At 41.3% G+C, this 17121-nt stretch carries 26 protein-coding genes and 2 tRNA genes; 11 read left to right on the top strand and 17 right to left on the bottom strand.

Annotated features, from left to right (window positions below):
* Window positions 1-87: 87 nt before the first annotated feature.
* From B5D77_RS27525 to B5D77_RS23315, 4 genes are all read right to left on the bottom strand, one after another.
* A complete protein-coding gene (locus tag B5D77_RS27525; RefSeq protein ID WP_254053008.1) occupies window positions 88-393 on the bottom strand; it encodes a transposase in 306 nt (101 codons plus the stop codon).
* A gap of 70 nt (window positions 394-463) precedes the next feature.
* Window positions 464-640: a hypothetical protein gene (locus B5D77_RS26070; protein WP_008199356.1), complete on the bottom strand. Its 177-nt coding sequence runs from the start codon at window positions 638-640 to the stop codon at window positions 464-466.
* Between the two features lie 85 nt (window positions 641-725).
* A complete protein-coding gene (locus tag B5D77_RS23320) occupies window positions 726-1142 on the bottom strand; it encodes a type II toxin-antitoxin system VapC family toxin (RefSeq protein ID WP_002792614.1) in 417 nt (138 codons plus the stop codon).
* Entirely contained in the window at window positions 1132-1365 is a 234-nt protein-coding gene (locus B5D77_RS23315) for a hypothetical protein (protein WP_004163555.1), read from the bottom strand. The genes B5D77_RS23320 and B5D77_RS23315 overlap by 11 nt, the downstream gene beginning before the upstream one ends.
* Before the next feature lie 218 nt (window positions 1366-1583).
* Here B5D77_RS23315 and B5D77_RS23310 point away from each other — a divergent pair, with 218 nt between their 5' ends.
* Window positions 1584-1784 carry a type II toxin-antitoxin system HicB family antitoxin gene (locus tag B5D77_RS23310; protein ID WP_002735173.1) on the top strand — a complete coding sequence of 67 codons (201 nt, stop codon included), beginning with the start codon at window positions 1584-1586 and terminating at the stop codon, window positions 1782-1784.
* On the top strand, window positions 1781-1990 hold the full coding sequence (locus B5D77_RS23305) for a type II toxin-antitoxin system HicA family toxin (protein WP_008199354.1): 210 nt from the start codon (window positions 1781-1783) through the stop codon (window positions 1988-1990). The genes B5D77_RS23310 and B5D77_RS23305 overlap by 4 nt, the downstream gene beginning before the upstream one ends.
* Window positions 1991-2052: 62 nt before the next feature.
* Here B5D77_RS23305 and B5D77_RS23300 read toward each other — a convergent pair whose 3' ends face one another.
* Window positions 2053-2352 carry a hemolysin XhlA family protein gene (locus B5D77_RS23300; RefSeq protein ID WP_002755782.1) on the bottom strand — a complete coding sequence of 100 codons (300 nt, stop codon included), beginning with the start codon at window positions 2350-2352 and terminating at the stop codon, window positions 2053-2055.
* A gap of 326 nt (window positions 2353-2678) precedes the next feature.
* On the opposite strand from B5D77_RS23300, the gene B5D77_RS23290 reads away from it, so the two are divergent.
* The 3 genes from B5D77_RS23290 (at window position 2679) to B5D77_RS23280 (ending at window position 4829) form a co-directional block, all read left to right on the top strand.
* Entirely contained in the window at window positions 2679-2885 is a 207-nt protein-coding gene (locus B5D77_RS23290) for a hypothetical protein (protein WP_002736760.1), read from the top strand.
* A gap of 298 nt (window positions 2886-3183) precedes the next feature.
* The gene (locus B5D77_RS23285; RefSeq protein ID WP_002736094.1) at window positions 3184-3426 is read left to right on the top strand and encodes an AbrB/MazE/SpoVT family DNA-binding domain-containing protein; all 243 of its coding nucleotides are present in this window, start codon (window positions 3184-3186) and stop codon (window positions 3424-3426) included.
* 188 nt (window positions 3427-3614) lie between these two features.
* A complete protein-coding gene (locus B5D77_RS23280; protein WP_106909736.1) occupies window positions 3615-4829 on the top strand; it encodes an ISL3 family transposase in 1215 nt (404 codons plus the stop codon).
* Window positions 4830-4958: 129 nt separating this feature from the next.
* Here the strand turns inward: B5D77_RS23280 and B5D77_RS23275 are convergent, their stop codons facing one another.
* The gene (locus B5D77_RS23275) at window positions 4959-5432 is read right to left on the bottom strand and encodes a hypothetical protein (protein ID WP_106909735.1); all 474 of its coding nucleotides are present in this window, start codon (window positions 5430-5432) and stop codon (window positions 4959-4961) included.
* Window positions 5433-5579: 147 nt separating this feature from the next.
* On the opposite strand from B5D77_RS23275, the gene B5D77_RS23270 reads away from it, so the two are divergent.
* A tRNA-Asn gene (locus tag B5D77_RS23270) sits at window positions 5580-5651 on the top strand.
* Window positions 5652-5703: 52 nt separating this feature from the next.
* On the opposite strand, the gene B5D77_RS23265 is transcribed toward B5D77_RS23270, so the two are convergent.
* Both B5D77_RS23265 and B5D77_RS23260 read right to left on the bottom strand, forming a co-directional pair.
* A complete protein-coding gene (locus B5D77_RS23265) occupies window positions 5704-6963 on the bottom strand; it encodes a pitrilysin family protein (protein WP_008199347.1) in 1260 nt (419 codons plus the stop codon).
* 3 nt (window positions 6964-6966) lie between these two features.
* Window positions 6967-8244 (bottom strand): pitrilysin family protein, encoded by a 1278-nt coding sequence (locus B5D77_RS23260; RefSeq protein ID WP_008199346.1) that lies wholly within the window; start codon window positions 8242-8244, stop codon window positions 6967-6969.
* A 219-nt stretch (window positions 8245-8463) separates the two neighbouring features.
* Here B5D77_RS23260 and B5D77_RS23255 point away from each other — a divergent pair, with 219 nt between their 5' ends.
* From B5D77_RS23255 to B5D77_RS23245, 3 genes are all read left to right on the top strand, one after another.
* Window positions 8464-10293: a tetratricopeptide repeat protein gene (locus B5D77_RS23255; protein WP_106909734.1), complete on the top strand. Its 1830-nt coding sequence runs from the start codon at window positions 8464-8466 to the stop codon at window positions 10291-10293.
* On the top strand, window positions 10293-11390 hold the full coding sequence (locus B5D77_RS23250) for a glycosyltransferase family 1 protein (RefSeq protein WP_106909733.1): 1098 nt from the start codon (window positions 10293-10295) through the stop codon (window positions 11388-11390). Before B5D77_RS23255 ends, B5D77_RS23250 begins: the two co-directional genes overlap by 1 nt.
* A gap of 252 nt (window positions 11391-11642) precedes the next feature.
* Window positions 11643-11729, top strand: a tRNA-Ser gene (locus tag B5D77_RS23245).
* A gap of 217 nt (window positions 11730-11946) precedes the next feature.
* Here B5D77_RS23245 and B5D77_RS23240 read toward each other — a convergent pair.
* The 3 genes from B5D77_RS23240 to B5D77_RS23230 form a co-directional block, all read right to left on the bottom strand.
* Window positions 11947-12354 carry a hypothetical protein gene (locus tag B5D77_RS23240; protein WP_106909732.1) on the bottom strand — a complete coding sequence of 136 codons (408 nt, stop codon included), beginning with the start codon at window positions 12352-12354 and terminating at the stop codon, window positions 11947-11949.
* A 3-nt stretch (window positions 12355-12357) separates the two neighbouring features.
* Window positions 12358-12756 (bottom strand): hypothetical protein, encoded by a 399-nt coding sequence (locus B5D77_RS23235; protein WP_079209156.1) that lies wholly within the window; start codon window positions 12754-12756, stop codon window positions 12358-12360.
* A gap of 115 nt (window positions 12757-12871) precedes the next feature.
* The gene (locus tag B5D77_RS23230; RefSeq protein WP_106909731.1) at window positions 12872-13486 is read right to left on the bottom strand and encodes a DUF1349 domain-containing protein; all 615 of its coding nucleotides are present in this window, start codon (window positions 13484-13486) and stop codon (window positions 12872-12874) included.
* A 525-nt stretch (window positions 13487-14011) separates the two neighbouring features.
* On the opposite strand from B5D77_RS23230, the gene B5D77_RS23225 reads away from it, so the two are divergent.
* Window positions 14012-14431, top strand: coding sequence for a XisH family protein (locus tag B5D77_RS23225; protein ID WP_002732677.1), 420 nt, complete (start codon window positions 14012-14014; stop codon window positions 14429-14431).
* Window positions 14416-14718, top strand: coding sequence for an element excision factor XisI family protein (locus B5D77_RS23220; protein WP_002734790.1), 303 nt, complete (start codon window positions 14416-14418; stop codon window positions 14716-14718). The genes B5D77_RS23225 and B5D77_RS23220 overlap by 16 nt, the downstream gene beginning before the upstream one ends.
* Before the next feature lie 190 nt (window positions 14719-14908).
* On the opposite strand, the gene B5D77_RS27520 is transcribed toward B5D77_RS23220, so the two are convergent.
* From B5D77_RS27520 to B5D77_RS23190, 6 genes are all read right to left on the bottom strand, one after another.
* Window positions 14909-15079 carry a DUF5615 family PIN-like protein gene (locus B5D77_RS27520; protein WP_012265274.1) on the bottom strand — a complete coding sequence of 57 codons (171 nt, stop codon included), beginning with the start codon at window positions 15077-15079 and terminating at the stop codon, window positions 14909-14911.
* Window positions 15080-15094: 15 nt separating this feature from the next.
* Entirely contained in the window at window positions 15095-15319 is a 225-nt protein-coding gene (locus tag B5D77_RS23210; protein WP_008199295.1) for a DUF433 domain-containing protein, read from the bottom strand.
* A 148-nt stretch (window positions 15320-15467) separates the two neighbouring features.
* Window positions 15468-15875: a hypothetical protein gene (locus B5D77_RS23205; protein WP_106909730.1), complete on the bottom strand. Its 408-nt coding sequence runs from the start codon at window positions 15873-15875 to the stop codon at window positions 15468-15470.
* 3 nt (window positions 15876-15878) lie between these two features.
* Entirely contained in the window at window positions 15879-16277 is a 399-nt protein-coding gene (locus tag B5D77_RS23200) for a hypothetical protein (protein WP_079209156.1), read from the bottom strand.
* Window positions 16278-16340: 63 nt separating this feature from the next.
* On the bottom strand, window positions 16341-16649 hold the full coding sequence (locus B5D77_RS23195; protein WP_002804492.1) for a DUF2442 domain-containing protein: 309 nt from the start codon (window positions 16647-16649) through the stop codon (window positions 16341-16343).
* Window positions 16630-16866, bottom strand: coding sequence for a DUF4160 domain-containing protein (locus tag B5D77_RS23190; protein ID WP_039900313.1), 237 nt, complete (start codon window positions 16864-16866; stop codon window positions 16630-16632). The genes B5D77_RS23195 and B5D77_RS23190 overlap by 20 nt, the downstream gene beginning before the upstream one ends.
* Between the last annotated feature and the right edge of the window lie 255 nt (window positions 16867-17121).

Here is a 17121-nt window from a genome sequence, read left to right as displayed (position 1 = left end):
TTGCCAAATAGCCTTTTCTCCTTTATGTTGTCGAGATGTTGAAATTTTACCCTGATATTGAGAATGACATTGACGGCTAAAATAACTTTAAATTAATCGCCAACGAGTTGAAAAATCTGCATCTGTTTCAGGCAATGTCCAAAGAGCATGAATGTGATCTGGTAAAATGACAATAGCATCAATCTTAAAATGATGTTGTCGCATAACATATTTAAAAGCATTTCGTAGTAAATCCACATTTTCAGGTTCACACAAAATTTTGTGACGATTGTATGTCACAACTGTAAAAAAATAAGTAGCTCCAGGTGTTTTTGCTCTACGGTATTGCATCAAGTTAGAATAACATTTATTGGATTGGTGTTTACGCAACTGGCGTTGGGTTTCGTGCCTCAACCCAACCTACCAAACTTTAAGACCGCAATTCCTTTGGCTTTTGAAAGTGCGATCGCTATTATCTTGTTGATTAAATTTTAAAATTGCCATTGCTTGGGATAGGAACGCAAAGGGCGATCAATTTTTGATGAGGAGGAGAGGCGATCGCTTTTTGAGAATGAGGAGAGGTGATCGCTTTTTGGGGATGAGAAGAGGCGATCGTTTTTTGAGAAGGAGCGGCGATCATTTTTGGGAGGAGCGCAATCACCGATCTTGTAGTGCGATCGTTTTTTGATGATGGGGAGGGGCGATTGCTTTTTGGGGAGGAGAAGGGGCGATCGCCTGCCCTGAGATTAATCTCTCAACAAAGCTCGAAAACCAGCTTGCTGAAAATGAATATCCGTTGTTAATGCTTCCGTTATTCTACGCTCTTCCATTACAATAAAAGAAATACAGTCAACAATTCCCCAATTTTTATCGTTTCTTTGACAATATAGTTGAAAAGCTTTTTGATAAAGAATTTCCGATAAGGGAATAACTGTCACTGTTCTGTCCTTTTCTAATGAGGACAATAATTTAATTGACTTAGAGCGATATTTTTGTTTAGATAAAGCATTGCCAATCTCTAAAATAATGGCTCTGGTTGTAACTAAAGGTGTTTTTGAAGTTTTTAATTGTTGGGCAATGGCAAGTGCTTTATGATGATAATCGTCCGTAGATGAAGATAAAGCGATCGCATAACTTGTATCGAGAAATTTCTCAGGGTTCATGCTCTTTTTCTTCGCCATATAAATATTTATCTAGATTTTCTGACCAATCTGAGGGGCCGTCTAGTTGTAATGATTCTGCTGTCTCTAAAAAAGAAGTGAGTTCATTATTTTCATCCGATAAGTTATCAACAATAATGCGGACACGAGTATTAGCCTTCAATCTAACGGGTTGCTCTGGATGAAAGACTTTTCCGTCAAATAATGCGTCAATAGAATTAAGCATGATCTGTTGGTGAAATGATTTTTACTTGAAATACCCATATTATAAATGTAACACACCAAATTGATTGTTATTCGCTGTCATCTTGTTGGTTAAACTTTAAAGCTGCCGCTTGGGATAGGAACGCAAAGGGCGATCGCTTTTTGATGAGGAGGAGGGGCGATCACATATCGTATTTTTCTATTATCATAGTAAAATCAGGCAAATATTTTGAAAATAACATGAAAATTAAAGCTCTAATCTGGCAAGAAGATGGTATTTGGTGCGGTTCCGTACCGGCATTGCCAGGCTGTCATACCTGGGGAGAAAGCTACGAACAATTATTAGAAATGTTGCAAGATGCAGTTCAAGGATGGCTTGAAGTTGCAAGTCAAGAAACAGAAATTGAAGCAGAAAAAGAGCTAGTCGAATTATCATTATGAAATCTATTTCTGGCCAAGCCCTTTGTAAAATTATTGAACGTTATGGTTGGCAGTTAAAACGCATTAGTAGTAGTCATTATATTTATACAAAACAGGGAATGAAAGTTATTTTATCCGTTCCTGTTCATGGCAATAAAGATTTACCAATTGGTACTCTTAAGAGTATTTTGAAAGATGCTGATCTGACCGAAGATGACTTGAGATAACGGTGATCGCTGTTTTCTTGTTGATTAAATCTTAAAAACGCGATCAGGTTTTCTTTTGAAATCTAGGGTAAAGCTGTTAAAACAAAACGGATAGACGTTGCCACTACCGCCGTAAACAAAATCCCAATCAAAGCCCAAACCTGATTGCCCTGATTGCTTTCTACCTTTTCTATCTGTAATTCCATTTTATCGAATCGCTTATCCATTGAATCCAATCGTTTCTCTACATTATCAACTTTGGTTTCTACAGTAGCCAATCGAATCTGTACTTGATTCACATCTTTAGAAATTGTATCTAGCTTCTGATTCATTTCTGCTAGAACTTCGCGCAAATCTGTTTCGATGATAGTCGGTGTTGGCATAACTCATCTTGTTAATCAGGCTGACACACTCATTTTAATCTATTTTTTTGCTGAGAGAACGGCCTCTTCTCAAAATATAGCAATTCTCATTTTAAGGTTTCATGACATTAAAACCCTTGCACCTAGAGGGGTTAATAATTCTTAACGAATCTCTAGATCGCTGAAACAACGCAAAATCGTTTCAAAATGAGAATAGCTGGTACGAATTGCGGTGCAGACAATACCTTACTCAAAAAACCCTGCGCTACTATTAGAACTAGAGGCGATCATTTGAAGGGCAACTGAGCCACCGTATAATGTTCAAATTCATACTGGAGTCCTAACCCATGCAAGTGAAACTTTCGGAGCAAATCTCGTCTGCGGATGCGGAAAATATTTTAAAGTGCTTACCAGACTGGATTCAGGATGCCCTGATTGCTCGCGCTACTGAAATTGATTATCCCGTTGAAGCAATCCTTGAGATGGCGATCGCCAGTTTTCTAGACACAGAGGCATTAAGTTTTGCCGACTGTAAGCCAGGGCGAGGTCAATAAGTGCGATCGCTCTTGTAGTAACGCACTAAATTAATTGTTATTCACCGTAATTATCTGATTTTTTGGATTTTTATTAATGCGATCGCCGAGCTTGTAGCTGATCTTGTAGTGCGATCATTTTTTGATGATGGGGAGGGGCGATGGTTTTTGGGAGGAGCAATTTTTGGGGAATGGCGATTTGGATGAGGAGGGGCGATCATTTTTGGGGAGGAGGAGGGGCGATTTTGAGGAGGAGGGGCGATCGCTCCCTAATAAGTATAAGTTGATATAATTATCGTATGTTTATCTGGTCGTCAAAATGTTGCTAAAAATCGTACAAATCGGTAATTCTCAAGCAATTACAATTCCTCAAGCAATCATGGAACAGTGTGAACTTCTGGACGAAGTTGAGGCGATAGTTGATGGAAAAAGAATTATTCTGAGTGCTAAAAAGAAGGTGAGGGAAGGCTGGGCTGAGTTATTTGATGATGCTCCTATTGAAGCCGAGTTACAGGATTGGTTAGGGGTGGAAAACGAGTTTGAGCGGCAAAATCAATGGTAGAAAGATTGGCTCTTCGGTAATTGTTATGCAAATAATTAACTTAAAATAAAATTCGATGAGAGTACTTAAGCTTAAAAGTAGCTGAAATCCATACGGGGAAGGACTTAAGGCACAAACAGGTTAATGCCAAAAGATAGACAATTGAGTTAAGATTTGATATAATAGCCAAAAACCAGAGTATTTTACTTATGATACTTGACAAATTTTTGAACCTAAAAGGAACGTCTATTCAAGGCTATCTACACCTAGAAAATATCGGTATAGTTTGCCGAATCGAATCGAAAAATCAAAAAGCAACCTGTCCTCATTGTGGGTTAGAGAGCGATAAACTCCACCAAAATCATCGACATTTAGTCAAAGATTTACCAATCTCAGGACAACCAGTGTACCTACAGGTTAATCGTCGTCAATTTAAGTGCGATAATTGTCGAAAACCCTTTAGTGAAGAGTTAGATTTTGTCGCCAAGAAACGAACCTATACGAAAAGACTAGCCGAGAATATACTCGAACAATTAAAAGAAGAAGATATTTTAAATGTTAGCCGAAGAAATGACGTAACGGAAGAAGAGATCCAAAGAATGATAGAGGACATCGCCGAAGAAATTACAGAGCCAGACCTATCGGAATTAAAAAGACTAGGAATTGATGAAATCGCTCTAGTCAAAGGGCAAAAAAATTACTGTGCAGTTTTAGTAAATTTAGATACGGGAAAACTAATAGCTATTCTAGAGAAGCGAACACAAGAAGAGTTGAGGGAAACGCTTACTGGGTGGGGAAAAGAGGTGTTAGAGCAAATTGAAGAAGTGAGCATAGACCTTTGGTTGCCCTATAAAAATTTGGTGAAAGAATTGATGCCATCGGCCGAGGTAGTCGCCGATAGATTCCATGTAATGAAACAAATTAATCAAGAGTTAGACGAACAGAGAAGAGCAGAAAAAAGAGCGGTAGAAGCGCAGAAAAATAAAAAACAGAAAGCGGAAAAAGAAGCGAAGCTAGAAGTTTTAAAGCGAAGTAAATATAGCTTGTTAAAAAATGAAAAAGATTTAACGGAACCCCAAAAAATCAAACTAGAAGCTATCAAAGAAACTTTTCCAAATTTGAAAAAGATGCAGGAATTAAAGGAAGAATTTAGAAATATTTATGAAACCTCAGAGAATCCGACAGAGGGAATGCTATCCATCTCGGAATGGTTGGCAAAATCCTCCAGTGTTTTTACCAAGAGTTGTCAAACAATCCGAAACTGGTTTGGAGAAATAATTAGTTATTTTGAGCGAAGGACAACGAATGGGGTGGTCGAGGGAATCAACAATAAACTTAAACTAATAAAACGGAGAGGCTATGGCTTGAGAAACTTTCGGAATTTTTGGGTTAGAAGTATGTTGTCTTGGCATCTTGTCTGTTGATTTAGCATAAAGAGTAACGAAGAGCCGGAAAAAGTGCCTAAATTTTGCCACCAGCTGGCACTTTTTGAGGACAAAAAAGCCTAAAAGTCTTATCCCACAAGGTTTTTAGCTCTATTCAGCCATCCCTATTTATTGGTGTACTTGCAAATGAAGGACATAATGACCTAAAATCAGGTTATCTGACCATAATTCGTACTCTAGACGCAAATATTCGGGGAAATTATTCCCCTCTAATTTGAGACTACGGGTATAGTTGCGGACGCGAAAAGCGTAACCCGGTTGAGAACTTTCGGCATTTAACCAGAAGCGACTGACACCAAAAACCCCTTGCTCCCAAAAATGACGATAGGCGAATCTTCCCTGGCCCTGCATGGTCATAATTACCCGATTAGCCGAAATTTCTAGCCAAATTAATTTATTTTGATTATTTTCGGGTTTAAGTGTCTCTATTTCGGCGAGAGCCACCGGGGGTTGATTGAGGAGAAGATGAAACCGGTGGCGATCCTTTTGGTAGAGGGTAGCGGCAGTGTCTAAAGTGGAGAGGATGGGTAGATCTGTCGAGAGCAGACAGAAGGAAACGGGACGGCGGTGATGGGCAAGCATAGACTAGACTTAATGGTGTCCTTATCTCCACAATAGTGGATTCTCCGCCCATCGCTACCAGCGCCGGAAATTTTTTTGAGAAAAAATCCAGAAAACACTTGCATTATTGAGGGACTTATGATTATAATTATTAATTGTGAGTAGCCTTCCTCGGTAGCTCAGTGGTAGAGCGGTCGGCTGTTAACCGATTGGTCGTAGGTTCGAATCCCACCCGGGGAGTTAATCAAAAATAGAAGCGGCAATAGTTTTTTATTGCTGCTTTTTGCTCTGACTAGAGAATTTCTGCGATCGCATTTTCTGGACCGACTAAAGAAATGTAAGGATTTTGAAAATATTTGCTGGCTACCGATCGCGCTTGTTCGGGAGTAATCTGATTAATAGAATCCAGGAAAGTGCGATCGAATTCAATCCCCAAACCTAAGCTTTCATACCAACCGTATAATTGAGCGATTTCGGCGTTAGTTTGTTTACCGAGAGCATATTGACCCAATAACTTATTTTTAGCTGACTGTAACTCCTCCTCACTCAAAGTTACTTTATATAACCTTTCTGCTTCCTGACGCAATCCCGACAGGGCCATGGCTGTGTTTTGGGGTGCAGTTCCCATATAAATGACAAATTGGGAAGAATCGAGACGGGTGGGATAAAAAGCGGAAACATCGTAGGCTAATCCCCGTTTTTCTCGCAATTCCACGAATAGACGACTAGATAACCCATTCCCCAGATAGGTACTCAATAATTTTAAAACCGCATAATCATCCTCTTGTACAGAAGAGCCGGGGTATCCTAACATAACGATCGCCTGTTGACTAGCTTGGATGGTAGTTAAACAGGTGGGCTGAAAATCAAAAGCGGCTGGGGGTAAACTAGATAAAGGAAGATCGGGAATTGACCAACTGCCAAAAATTTCCGTCACTGCTTTTACTGCTTGCTCTAGGGTAATACGGCCAGAAAGACTAATCACTAGGTTATCGGGACGGAAAAAGCGACTATGATAGGCCAGCAGCTCCTCCCGTTGCAATTGCGAAACCGTTGCCTCCGTACCCAATAAAGACATACCATAGGGATGATCGGGGTACATAGCGGCGCGCAATTGATTAAAAGCCACATTAAAAGGCTGTTCCAATTGAGAGCGAATGCTTTGACGGGTGAGATTTTTCTCTAATTCGATTTCTGGAGGCGGAAAACTGGGAAAACGAATAATTTCCGCCGCTAGACGCAATATATCTAAAAAATCCTTGGTAACGGTCTTTAAACTAACCACAAAATAATCGGTCCCCGTGTCCGCACTTAAACCGGCCCCCGTGGACTCAATGCGATCAGCAATTTCTAGGGAAGATAACTTTTCTGTACCTTTGGTGAGCAGCACGGCTAAAAGACGAAATAAACCCGCTTTTTCGGTTTTTTCCCACCGAGTACCCGCATTTTTGAGAAAAATCCTCCCTGCAACTAACTCCACGGCCGTATTTTCCACCACTAAAAGGGTGATGCCATTTTCTAAGGTTAAGCGGTGAATGGGGGAAGCGGACATCTTTTATTCACAGGGTTGCATTATTGTAATAGCATATCGCTCCGGGGAGAGATACTGACGAGCCAGACGCTGGAGATCTGACGGTTGCAAACTTTGGATAACTTGGGGATAGATCGTGGCTAGATCGGCAGCTCTCAGGGTTTGATAATATCCATAGAGTCCCGCTAATTGGCCCGGGGTTTCTGTGGAGAAAATATAATCGTTAGCTAATAACTGTTGAGTGCGGTGTAATTCTGCGGGGGTGACGGGATGATCGTGCAGATGTTGGAGATGTTCACAGATAATACCTTCAATTGTCTCAGTTTGTGGGCTAGATAGCCAAGCGCCGATGGTAAAGAGACTGGAATCCCGTTGCAGGGAAAAATTACTGTTAATATCGAGGACGATTTGCGCTTCTTCCCGCAGCTGTCGCACTAACCGCGAACAGCGTCCTCCGGCAAGAATTACCGATAGCAAGTCTAATCCAAAGGCATCTTCTAGGCGATCGCATCCTGGTCCAGTCCATCCCATCAAGAGACGAGAATGTTCTAGGTGGGGTAAATGTACTTGGGAACGACGAATTTCGATCAGGGGGGGTTCGGCAGCCACCAGATGGGGAGGGGATTCCGAGGGGACGGGAAATTCCCGAAAAGATTGCCGGATAATTTCTAAAGCTGGTTGGGGTTCAATTCCCCCGATAATCGCCACACACATATTTTCTGGTTGATAATAGGTGCGATGGAAACAGCGCATTTGATTGGGGGTTAATTGCTCTAAACAGGGTTGATCCCCTAGAATAGAGCGTCCGTAGGGATGGTTTTGATAGATACTTCCGCAGAGGGTTTGGTAGGCAATCCAATCGGGATCATCATAACAGGCCCGTAATTCTTCTAGAACTACATCTTTTTCCCGATAGAATTCCTCATCGTCAATCTCAGCATGGAGGAGAATTTCGGCCAGATGGGGTAGGGTATGTTCAATTTGATCCACACTGGTGGTGAGATAGAAGTGTGCGTAATCGTGACTGGTGGCAGCGTTGGTCATTCCGCCACAATTTTCGATTAAATAGTCAAAGAGTCCGGGGGGGAGTTTTTTTGTCCCCTTAAAGATCATGTGTTCGAGAAAATGGGCCATACCTAACCATGGATCAGGTTCAGCGATCGCACCTGCTTTCACCCACACATCCACCACCACCACAGGAGTCACGGGTAAATACTGATGAATTACGGTTAAGCCGTGATCTAATTGCCATACCTGAGCGGGAAAAGAACTCGTTTGACACTGCGCTATCGACTTGATCAATGTCCGTTAACCAGATTTTTTGTTAAATTCTATACTTATGCTATCTTATCCCTTGCCTGCTCAACCATTACAAAAATTTTGTCATGATTTCTAGACAATTTCCCCAAATATCAGCCTTATCGGTGATCAGTGACTCGGTGATCAGATCTGAGTTTTCGGTTCACTGTTTACTGTTTACCTCTCCCTAATTACTGTTTACTGATAACTGAAAAACCCCCTATGACAGAAAATAGAGATAACTTCAACGAAGCTTATAATGCACTAATTGAGCGCATTGTCAATCTAACTTTAGAAGGAAAAATTAGGGCTAAATCACAGGTTTATAACCTTTTAGCCGAGGGAGTAAAAAATGGCACAGGAGAAATTTTTGAGCGTTGTTTAACCGAAAAAATCATCGTTACTCGCTCACAGTTAGAAACAAAAATTAAAGCCACTAGGGTTTTGCGGGCCATGGAAACGATCGAAAGTGAATGGGAAAAATATCAAAAAACCAATCAGCAAAATTCTCTCACTGCAGCGGCGATCAATAATCTGGTGAACATTGATCGAGAGGATCGTTTACTGACGTTAGTGAATTTAATTGATCCCAATCAAAATAATGCTTTAACCCTAGAACAATTACAACAGTTAGCCAAGCATTTACAGACAGTTGCTCAGCAGCGGGGAGAAGCGGATCTATGGCAAATTGCCACGGGGATTAATCTGGGGTTAAATACTTGGTCAAATTTATCGAATGATCTCACCAGTTGGCTCTATGAACAAAATCGCAATCTTGGTTTTACTAATGATAATGAGCGAGTGAATCCTTGGCAAATTTGGGCAAGTAAAGTTAATCCCTCCTGGTTAAAACGAGTCTTAGAAAGTTTAGCTAATCAACAAGCTTTTGATTCTCTCCCTCAGGATTTAACTTTAACCGATTGGGTAGAAACTGCTATTGTTTTTCAATATATCCAAAGAGGACTAATTAAATTTTTTGATCAGCGTATATATAGCGAAAGATTAGGAGCCAAATTATCCATTTCTACCTTTCTCACCTTTGCTTTAATTTGGTCACTGTTAACGAATAGTTTCGAGCAAGTTAGTAAAAATTCCCTCTATAGTCGGGGCTGTTTTCAGATGGCTTTACAAATTCTGAGAACCTTTGCTCAACGGGATTATTTTCCTTTATACGGGGGAATTTTTGCCTCCTTTTCTGGTAGTTATCTCAAGGAGGCCTTAGATTATTTATCAATTCCTCTGCGTTATGTGGAAGGTACGGGAGAAAAGGCGAGAATTTTAACTTTAATTGCCTATTCTAATCGCATTCGTGGCGACTATCCACAGGCCAGAGAATGTCATCAACAAGCTTTAGAAATTGCTCGTCAACAGCAGGATTCTGCTTGTGAAATAGCTAATTTAAACCATTTATCTCGTCTCAATGCTATCCAAAAAAACTATACAGAAGCGATTAATTTAAGTCAGAGAGCTTTAATTTTAAGTCGTCAACAGGGTAATAGTTTAGGACAGGCTAATGCTTTAGCTAATTTGGGTTATAGTCAGGTACAGGAAGCGCAACAGTTAGAGAGATATGATCCCGAAATTTATCAAAGTTCGATCGAGTATTTACAGCAGGGATTAAAGTTAGCCGAAAGTCTCCAAGATTGGCAGAGTAAATCCCTTTGTTGTAGCAGTTTAGGTTTAGCATATCTTGTCCTTGAAAGAACCGAAGAGGCGATTAATATTCTCCTGCAAGGATTGGAATCGGCCAAATACTACGGAGATCTATATCTGCAAGGGTTATTACTAACTTATTTAGGCGAAGCTTACTATCAAGACAAGAATTTTGAACAGGCAATTTATAGCGGTTCTCTAGGAATGTATTGGCTGCACGAAATCGGTGCAGCAGAATGGCGACAAGCTGCTAGTCTATTAACGGTTATTCGCGGCAAAAATATCGCCGCTTTTGAGCGGACTTTCAGTCTGGAACGTTCTTCCCTGATTAAATCTATTGGACTGGAAGGCTACCAATATATCTCAGAAATTCTCAGCAAATATCAACAGGGTAATTAGTGAATACACAGCCTAAGTTATTAATTAATCTCTCGGTACTTTTTCCCCAACCCACGGGAATCAGTACCTACATTCTTAACCTCTTACCCTACCTAAAAAATTTAGAACCAACCCTACTAACAGCTAATAGTTATCCCGACTTTAACTGTTATTCTATCCCCAAGGGTCTCGCCCCCGATCAAGGAGCGAAAGGTCATTTAAAACGCTTACTCTGGACTCAGTGGCAGTTACCGTCAATTTACCGACAATTAAACGCCAATTTACTCTTTTCTCCCCTCCCAGAAGCGCCAATAAATTCTCCCTGTCGCTTTGTCGTCATGGTCCACGATTTAATTCCCCTGCGGTTTCCCAGTCTTACTTCCCCCCTAACCCACTATTTCCGTTATTATGTGCCGCAGGTATTACAACAGGCAAAACATATCATCTGTAACTCTCAGGCAACGGCCAAAGATATCACTGAATATTATCAAATTCCCGCGGATAAAATTACTTCTATTCCCCTAGCCTACGATCATCATCACTTTCGCCCTATGGAAGATAATAAGCCAGAACATCCCTATTTTCTCTATCTCGGTCGTCCCAATCCCTATAAAAATTTACCGCGTTTAATCGCCGCTTTTGCCCAACTGCCCCCAGATTTAAGCGATTATCATCTTTGGATTGCCGGCAGCTTTGATCGCCGTTATACCCCCAATTTACAACAACAAGCGCGAGAATTGGCAGTCAGCGATCGCATTAAATTCCTCGATTATATCCCCTACGATGAGCTGCCCAAAGTGATCAGTCAAGCCACTGCTTTAGTCTTCCCCAGTCTCTGGGAAGGCTTCGGATTGCCCGTTTTAGAGGCTATGGCCTGCGGTACACCGGTCATTACCTCAAATTTGTCATCTTTGCCAGAAATCACGGCAACAGCGGCAATTTTAATCGATCCCTATCGAGTCGAGTCCCTAGCCGATGCCCTAAAAATTATCGCTCAAGATCGACAATTACACTCCAAATTAAGTAATCTAGGCAAAAAACAGGCCGATGAGTTTAGTTGGCAAAAAACCGGTCTAGCTACAGCCGCCATCTTAAATCAATATCTAGGGTATGCTTAGGGACTTGCGTGGGAATAATATCCCAATCGATCGGAGGGCGCAAGCTTTGCGCCCCTACAGTAACGGATTTTGTCCACAATGTAGGGGCGAACTGCGTTCGCCCAAAAGGTACATTATCAAAGCGCAGGTCCCTTAACTGACAGGGTTTCCCGTCCAGATGAAGTATAACCTGATCGGTCATCTTCGGAAAAAGAAAAATAATTTGACAGATCGGCAGCATTTGCTGTAGGATTGATGATCGTGACCTTAATTGGAGAGATGGCCGAGCGGTTGAAGGCGCAGCACTGGAAATGCTGTTTAGGGGTAACTTTAACGAGGGTTCGAATCCCTCTCTCTCCGTTCCCAAAGCACCTCATAGGTAGTCTTGCACAATACTTCGTAACAAAAATTTACAACTCGATCATAAGCGATCGCACTCCCGTCCGTCGCTGTGCCTAGACGTTTTTAGATTATTATCATTTGCTTGAATCAATGTGCATGGTGTGTTCCACAAAATCGATCGCTGCAGCGGTAGGACCCGCATCAGGGAACGCACCCTACCAGAGCAGCGATCATACTATTCCCAAGTTAGAGTTATACCTTCTAGTTTACATACTCTCTGAATAGTTTCCAGTTTACTCTCAGTCAATTTCCCAAATAGGTGAACTCTCATTTTATGCTTGGGATAATACTGTCCATAACTCTTTATTTGCCCGATCGCTGATTTCCAGCCTTTTGTATTTTTAACTTCAATTATTTCCGTATTAGTTAAGACATCTATTCTACCTACCTTATCAATGTAAACCTCGGTTTTTCCTCCTAATTCTCTAGCCAGTTCGTCCCGATACCAAGCCTCTGTCCCCTTTACAGGAGTATTTATCTCCGGCTCAATAACTATGCCATTAAGCTGATTAATAAAGTCCCGAATTGCTCCTCTTACTAATTTTTGAGCAGCATTGGGGGACTGTCTTTTCCGTTTAGCCATTACTTACTCAGTGAATAATTTAGAAATCCCATATCCAGCTAAACCAATTACTGCTCCTACTGCCGCTACGGGAGCCATTGTAACTGCAACTGCCGTCCCTCCCACTGCTAATCCCATACCTCCAACCAATGCTGATATACCGGCTCCAGCACCCGCACCAATTGCCGCTGCTCCAATTGCCGTTGCGTCTTGTTCTTCTATTGCTTTCTTGGTTCCGTAAACTGCTGTGCCGACCACTGCTCCTGCTGCTGCTACTGGAGCCATACCGACTCCTAGAGCAGTTCCTCCTACAGCCAGTCCCATACCGCCAACTACTGCCGATGCACTAGCTCCAATCGCTGTACCCACTCCCACTGAAATCATTGCCTCTTGAACTTCTTCTGGCTTATTTTTGTCCATTATTTTTGGCCTCATTAGCTTTGGGTAATTATGAAACTCTAGCATAAGACAGACAAGCCGTGAACCACAACAAGCCAGGCGTTAAGGCGCATAAGTGCCAGTCGGGTGCATACAGTTATTAGCTGGCTTCTGGTATTACCAGCCACTGATTGTCTGAGATTTGCAAGTTTTTGAAACAACAGCGAAACGCTTTGCCTATCGGGCTGCAGGCATACACTCCGATTTGGCAATCGTCGGCTATCTTGTGTAAGTGTGTGATCCGCATTTGCAGCCAAGCCTGCCCATCATAAGAATTCTCTAGCAGAAAATCGCTCCCCCGTTTACTGATGCGATACCACATTTCGCGGTATCCTGAAGAAATGTCTTGCGTTGCCCAATCAGAATATCCCAAATTGGTCACCACAGAACCAAGCCGACTAGCTTGTTCGCTTTCATATTCCGTGGAAACTTTTATCCAATTCTGACTGTCAATCCGCACCATTAGGCCACATTGATCATATTTTTCCCGAGGCTGAAATTCTACTTGGGTCATTAGGGAAAAATCGCCAACTTGTCGCATCAATAAGCAATGCCCATCGTCTCTTTGAAAACCATAGTGTGTGTTTTGCCAAAAATCAGTTTTTTCATCTGTAGAAATTTCCAAGCCATTACCCAAACGATAATGCGTCGGCTCGTTGAGCCAGTAAAAATCATCTGACAATGCTGGCTGTAAAAAGTTTTCACTAAGTCGCATAATATCGCTCCTAATCAGATACATCGTGATATTACGAGGCCAGCTAACCATTGATTATACAGAAACTTTCCGAATAACCAGAGTAAGGATATGGGGAAACTTTCGACATATCACCCCATTTTGTAGATTCCTGACAATCAGCTGAGATACAAAGAACTTTTCAGCGACCATATCACTAATTCTTCAATCTGACTGCACTTCGTAACAAAAATTTACAATTATTCGACGGCACTCGCACTCCCGTCCGTCGCTGTGCCTAGACGTTTTTAGCTTATAATCATTCAAATCTATCACTGCAGCGGTAGGACTTGCATGAGGGAACACACCCTACCAGATCTGCACTGAGTTCCGTTGTTGCCTTGTTAGGATTAGGAGGATTAGGGTTAGTCTCTAGCCTGACCAAGCGAAAATAGGAATAGTAGGGTGAGCATTGCCCACCTTACCGCTTTTTCGGTCATAATAAATCCGAATTAGGGCGAACTGTAGTAAAATAGTAAACGAACCTCTTAAGCAGGGTTTATAAGGATGTCCAGACGAGACGATCTACATTTATCATTACGTCATACTTTAGAAAAAGAGGGTTGGAAAATCACTGATGATCCTTTAATTCTAACCTTAGAAAAAACCTTGCTTAAAGCTGATTTAGGAGCAGAAAAGTTTTTTGCTGCGGAAAAAGAAGAACGTAAAATTGCCGTAGAAATCAAAGACTTTGATACGCCTTCAGTTATCAGTGAATTAGAAAAAACAATAGGACAACTTCAATTATACCAATGGGCTTTAGATTCACAAGAACCTGAAAGAAAACTTTTTTTGGGCATTAGTCAAGCAGTTTATTTAAAACACTTCAAAAAAGCTATTTTCCAACTGGTTATTAAACGTAATAGAATCAATTTAATTATTTATAATCCTCAAAAGGAGATAATTTGCGAATGGATAACACAGTAAATTATGCCGATATTCTGACTCAAGTTATCAGAAAAGAGTCGGCGATGCAACCTCGATTACAAACCCTTAAAATTACCCCAGTTTGTGATCCAGAATCAGGCAACTTTTTAATAATTATGACTGGTTGGGAAAAAGAAGCGTGGATTAATACAATTTTATTTCACGCTCGTTTATTGAAAAATAAAATTGTCATTGAAGATGATAATCTTGAAGAAGGATTAACAACCACTTTAATTCAAGCTGGGATTCCCCCAGAAGATATTATTACTGGACTTTCCCTAGAGTAAGGCAGGCATTACCCACCTTAGCGATATCGCAATGAATGTTAGGAAAAATTATCTAAATGCTTCAATTCTATCTAAATAGACATTAACTAATTTATGTTCAATAACCAAAGCTTCAACTTCTGGCCAAATACGAGCTAAAAACTGATGAAATTCTCGTTTTCGTATATTGCCAAAACGGAGATGTACTACTTTAGGTGCAAAAAAAATTAAGCATTAGTTGATCGGAAAAGTCTGTATCTTTCGTAACAATAACCAGTTTTTTATCCTTTGCATATTGCCAAATTTCCGTATCACTTGGACTTCTCCCTAAAAATGATCGGTAAAGATGGAGTGAAGAGGATTTTAGCTGGTAAATTTTCATCGAAGAAAAAACCATTCATGCAATTTTTCTGACTTCATAGTGATTCGCCATCAATCTTGCTGCAAATTGCATACAGGCATAAATATCTTCTCGATTCAGAGAAGGATATTCTTCAAGGACTTCTTCAATAGAATCCCCTGCTCCTAAAAATTCCATAACTGTTTGCACCGGAATTCGGGTTCCAGCTATAACAGGTCTTCCATTACAAATATCTGGATGGATATGGATACGACTTTCCATTAAGGTTTTGTTACCTCTTTGATGACCTTAAGTAAACTTATTATATCCTTTCATAGTAACAGGTAAGGATGTTGGGTTTCCTTAAAATCGATCACTGCAGCGGTAGGACCCGCATCAGGGAACGCACCCTACCAGAGCAGCGATCATACTATTCCCAAGTTAGAGTTATGCCTTCTAGGTTACATACTCTCTGAATAGTTTCTAGTTTACTCTCAGTCAATTTCCCAAATAGGTGAACTCTCATTTTATGCTTGGGATAATACTGTCCATAACTCTTTATTTGCCCGATCGCTGATTTCCAGCCTTTTGTATTTTTAACTTCAATTATTTCCGTATTAGTTAAGACATCTATTCTACCTACCTTATCAATGTAAACCTCGGTTTTTCCTCCTAATTCTCTAGCCAGTTCGTCCCGATACCAAGCCTCTGTACCCTTTACAGGAGTATTTATCTCCGGCTCAATAACTATGCCATTAAGCTGATTAATAAAATCCCGAATTGCTCCTCTTACTAATTTTTGAGCAGCATTGGGGGACTGTCTTTTCCGTTTAACCATTACTTACTCAGTGAATAATTTAGAGATACCATACCCAGCTAAACCAATTACTGCTCCTACTGCCGCTACGGGAGCCATTGTAACTGCAACTGCCGTCCCTCCCACTGCTAATCCCATACCTCCAACCAATGCTGATATACCGGCTCCAGCACCCGCACCAATTGCCGCTGCTCCAATTGCCGTTGCGTCTTGTTCTTCTATTGCTTTCTTGGTTCCGTAAACTGCTGTGCCGACCACTGCTCCTGCCGCTGCTACTGGAGCCATACCGACTCCTAGAGCAGTTCCTCCTACAGCCAGTCCCATACCGCCAACTACTGCCGATGCACTAGCTCCAATCGCTGTACCCACTCCCACTGAAATCATTGCTTCTTGAACTTCTTCTGGCTTATTTTTGTCCATTATTTTTTGCCTCATTAGCTTTGGGTAATTATGAAACTCTAGCATAAGGTCGAGTGCAGTGATTTGTTAGATGATCGCTTCTCGATTATTTAACCAACGCTGAAATGATTTTTGACTTTCCCCTGATGGTTGGCCAAGAATTAAGTTTTTAACACTAATGTCTTCATCTAGTTGATTCCAGTGGATTCCATTGCCACCGGCGATAAAACGATAGTCATTACGCTCCTCAGTTGAGCCATGCTGAAGACGGGGATACCATGCCAGGGGAACAGATAGGGTGCGTCCGTCAGATAAATCTACAGTAAGCGCATCATCTGTGATGGCTAATTGCTGAATAGCGAGGGTTTCAAATAGCTCAGTCGTTAAAGAAATCATGCCAGCCTGCTAACAATTGCTCTTGGTTTTCTTGCACAAGTTTTTGAATGCGGTTAATTTCAGTGCGGTTAAATCCTCGGTTACTTTGAAGGCGCACCGGCTGAAGCCAGAATTTAGCAATCTCTCGATCTCGTTCAACATGGATGTGCGGTGGCTCATTGCGATCGCCTGCATAGCAAAAGAATCGGTATGAACCAACGGTTAACAGCGTCGGCATTCAAAGGTTTTGCTCTAAATATCTCAAACATAGCTGAATGCCGGGCTGACTGTCAATCTGTGAACATTTCCCTCTAGGTCAAAGGCTGTTTAGGGTCGAGAATAATCAAATGTTAGCGATCGCACCAACGGATCTGCATCAGAAGCCGCCACATCAACAATTTGATTCTGACGGTTTCAGATCACAGAGGCCCTGTATATTTCAAAAACGACTTCGCTCCCCTCACCTAATCTACCAATGTCGCAGTAGTGCCAA

The organism is Microcystis sp. MC19, assembly GCF_003019735.1.
GTDB lineage: Bacteria > Cyanobacteriota > Cyanobacteriia > Cyanobacteriales > Microcystaceae > Microcystis.
The sequence above is the reverse complement of the archived record's forward strand: the minus strand, read 5'-3'. Positions and strand labels throughout refer to the sequence as shown.

Coding starts and splice junctions, on each gene's coding strand:
- B5D77_RS23320 (WP_002792614.1), bottom strand. CDS start 1,142: ATGAACCCTGAGAAATTTCTCGATACAAGTTATGCGATCGCTTTATCT.
- B5D77_RS23315 (WP_004163555.1), bottom strand. CDS start 1,365: ATGCTTAATTCTATTGACGCATTATTTGACGGAAAAGTCTTTCATCCA.
- B5D77_RS23310 (WP_002735173.1), top strand. CDS start 1,584: ATGAAAATTAAAGCTCTAATCTGGCAAGAAGATGGTATTTGGTGCGGT.
- B5D77_RS23305 (WP_008199354.1), top strand. CDS start 1,781: ATGAAATCTATTTCTGGCCAAGCCCTTTGTAAAATTATTGAACGTTAT.
- B5D77_RS23300 (WP_002755782.1), bottom strand. CDS start 2,352: ATGCCAACACCGACTATCATCGAAACAGATTTGCGCGAAGTTCTAGCA.
- B5D77_RS23290 (WP_002736760.1), top strand. CDS start 2,679: ATGCAAGTGAAACTTTCGGAGCAAATCTCGTCTGCGGATGCGGAAAAT.
- B5D77_RS23285 (WP_002736094.1), top strand. CDS start 3,184: ATGTTGCTAAAAATCGTACAAATCGGTAATTCTCAAGCAATTACAATT.
- B5D77_RS23280 (WP_106909736.1), top strand. CDS start 3,615: ATGATACTTGACAAATTTTTGAACCTAAAAGGAACGTCTATTCAAGGC.
- B5D77_RS23275 (WP_106909735.1), bottom strand. CDS start 5,432: ATGCTTGCCCATCACCGCCGTCCCGTTTCCTTCTGTCTGCTCTCGACA.
- B5D77_RS23265 (WP_008199347.1), bottom strand. CDS start 6,963: ATGTCCGCTTCCCCCATTCACCGCTTAACCTTAGAAAATGGCATCACC.
- B5D77_RS23255 (WP_106909734.1), top strand. CDS start 8,464: ATGACAGAAAATAGAGATAACTTCAACGAAGCTTATAATGCACTAATT.
- B5D77_RS23240 (WP_106909732.1), bottom strand. CDS start 12,354: ATGGCTAAACGGAAAAGACAGTCCCCCAATGCTGCTCAAAAATTAGTA.
- B5D77_RS23230 (WP_106909731.1), bottom strand. CDS start 13,486: ATGCGACTTAGTGAAAACTTTTTACAGCCAGCATTGTCAGATGATTTT.
- B5D77_RS23225 (WP_002732677.1), top strand. CDS start 14,012: ATGTCCAGACGAGACGATCTACATTTATCATTACGTCATACTTTAGAA.
- B5D77_RS23220 (WP_002734790.1), top strand. CDS start 14,416: ATGGATAACACAGTAAATTATGCCGATATTCTGACTCAAGTTATCAGA.
- B5D77_RS27520 (WP_012265274.1), bottom strand. CDS start 15,079: ATGAAAATTTACCAGCTAAAATCCTCTTCACTCCATCTTTACCGATCA.
- B5D77_RS23210 (WP_008199295.1), bottom strand. CDS start 15,319: ATGGAAAGTCGTATCCATATCCATCCAGATATTTGTAATGGAAGACCT.
- B5D77_RS23205 (WP_106909730.1), bottom strand. CDS start 15,875: ATGGTTAAACGGAAAAGACAGTCCCCCAATGCTGCTCAAAAATTAGTA.
- B5D77_RS23195 (WP_002804492.1), bottom strand. CDS start 16,649: ATGATTTCTTTAACGACTGAGCTATTTGAAACCCTCGCTATTCAGCAA.
- B5D77_RS23190 (WP_039900313.1), bottom strand. CDS start 16,866: ATGCCGACGCTGTTAACCGTTGGTTCATACCGATTCTTTTGCTATGCA.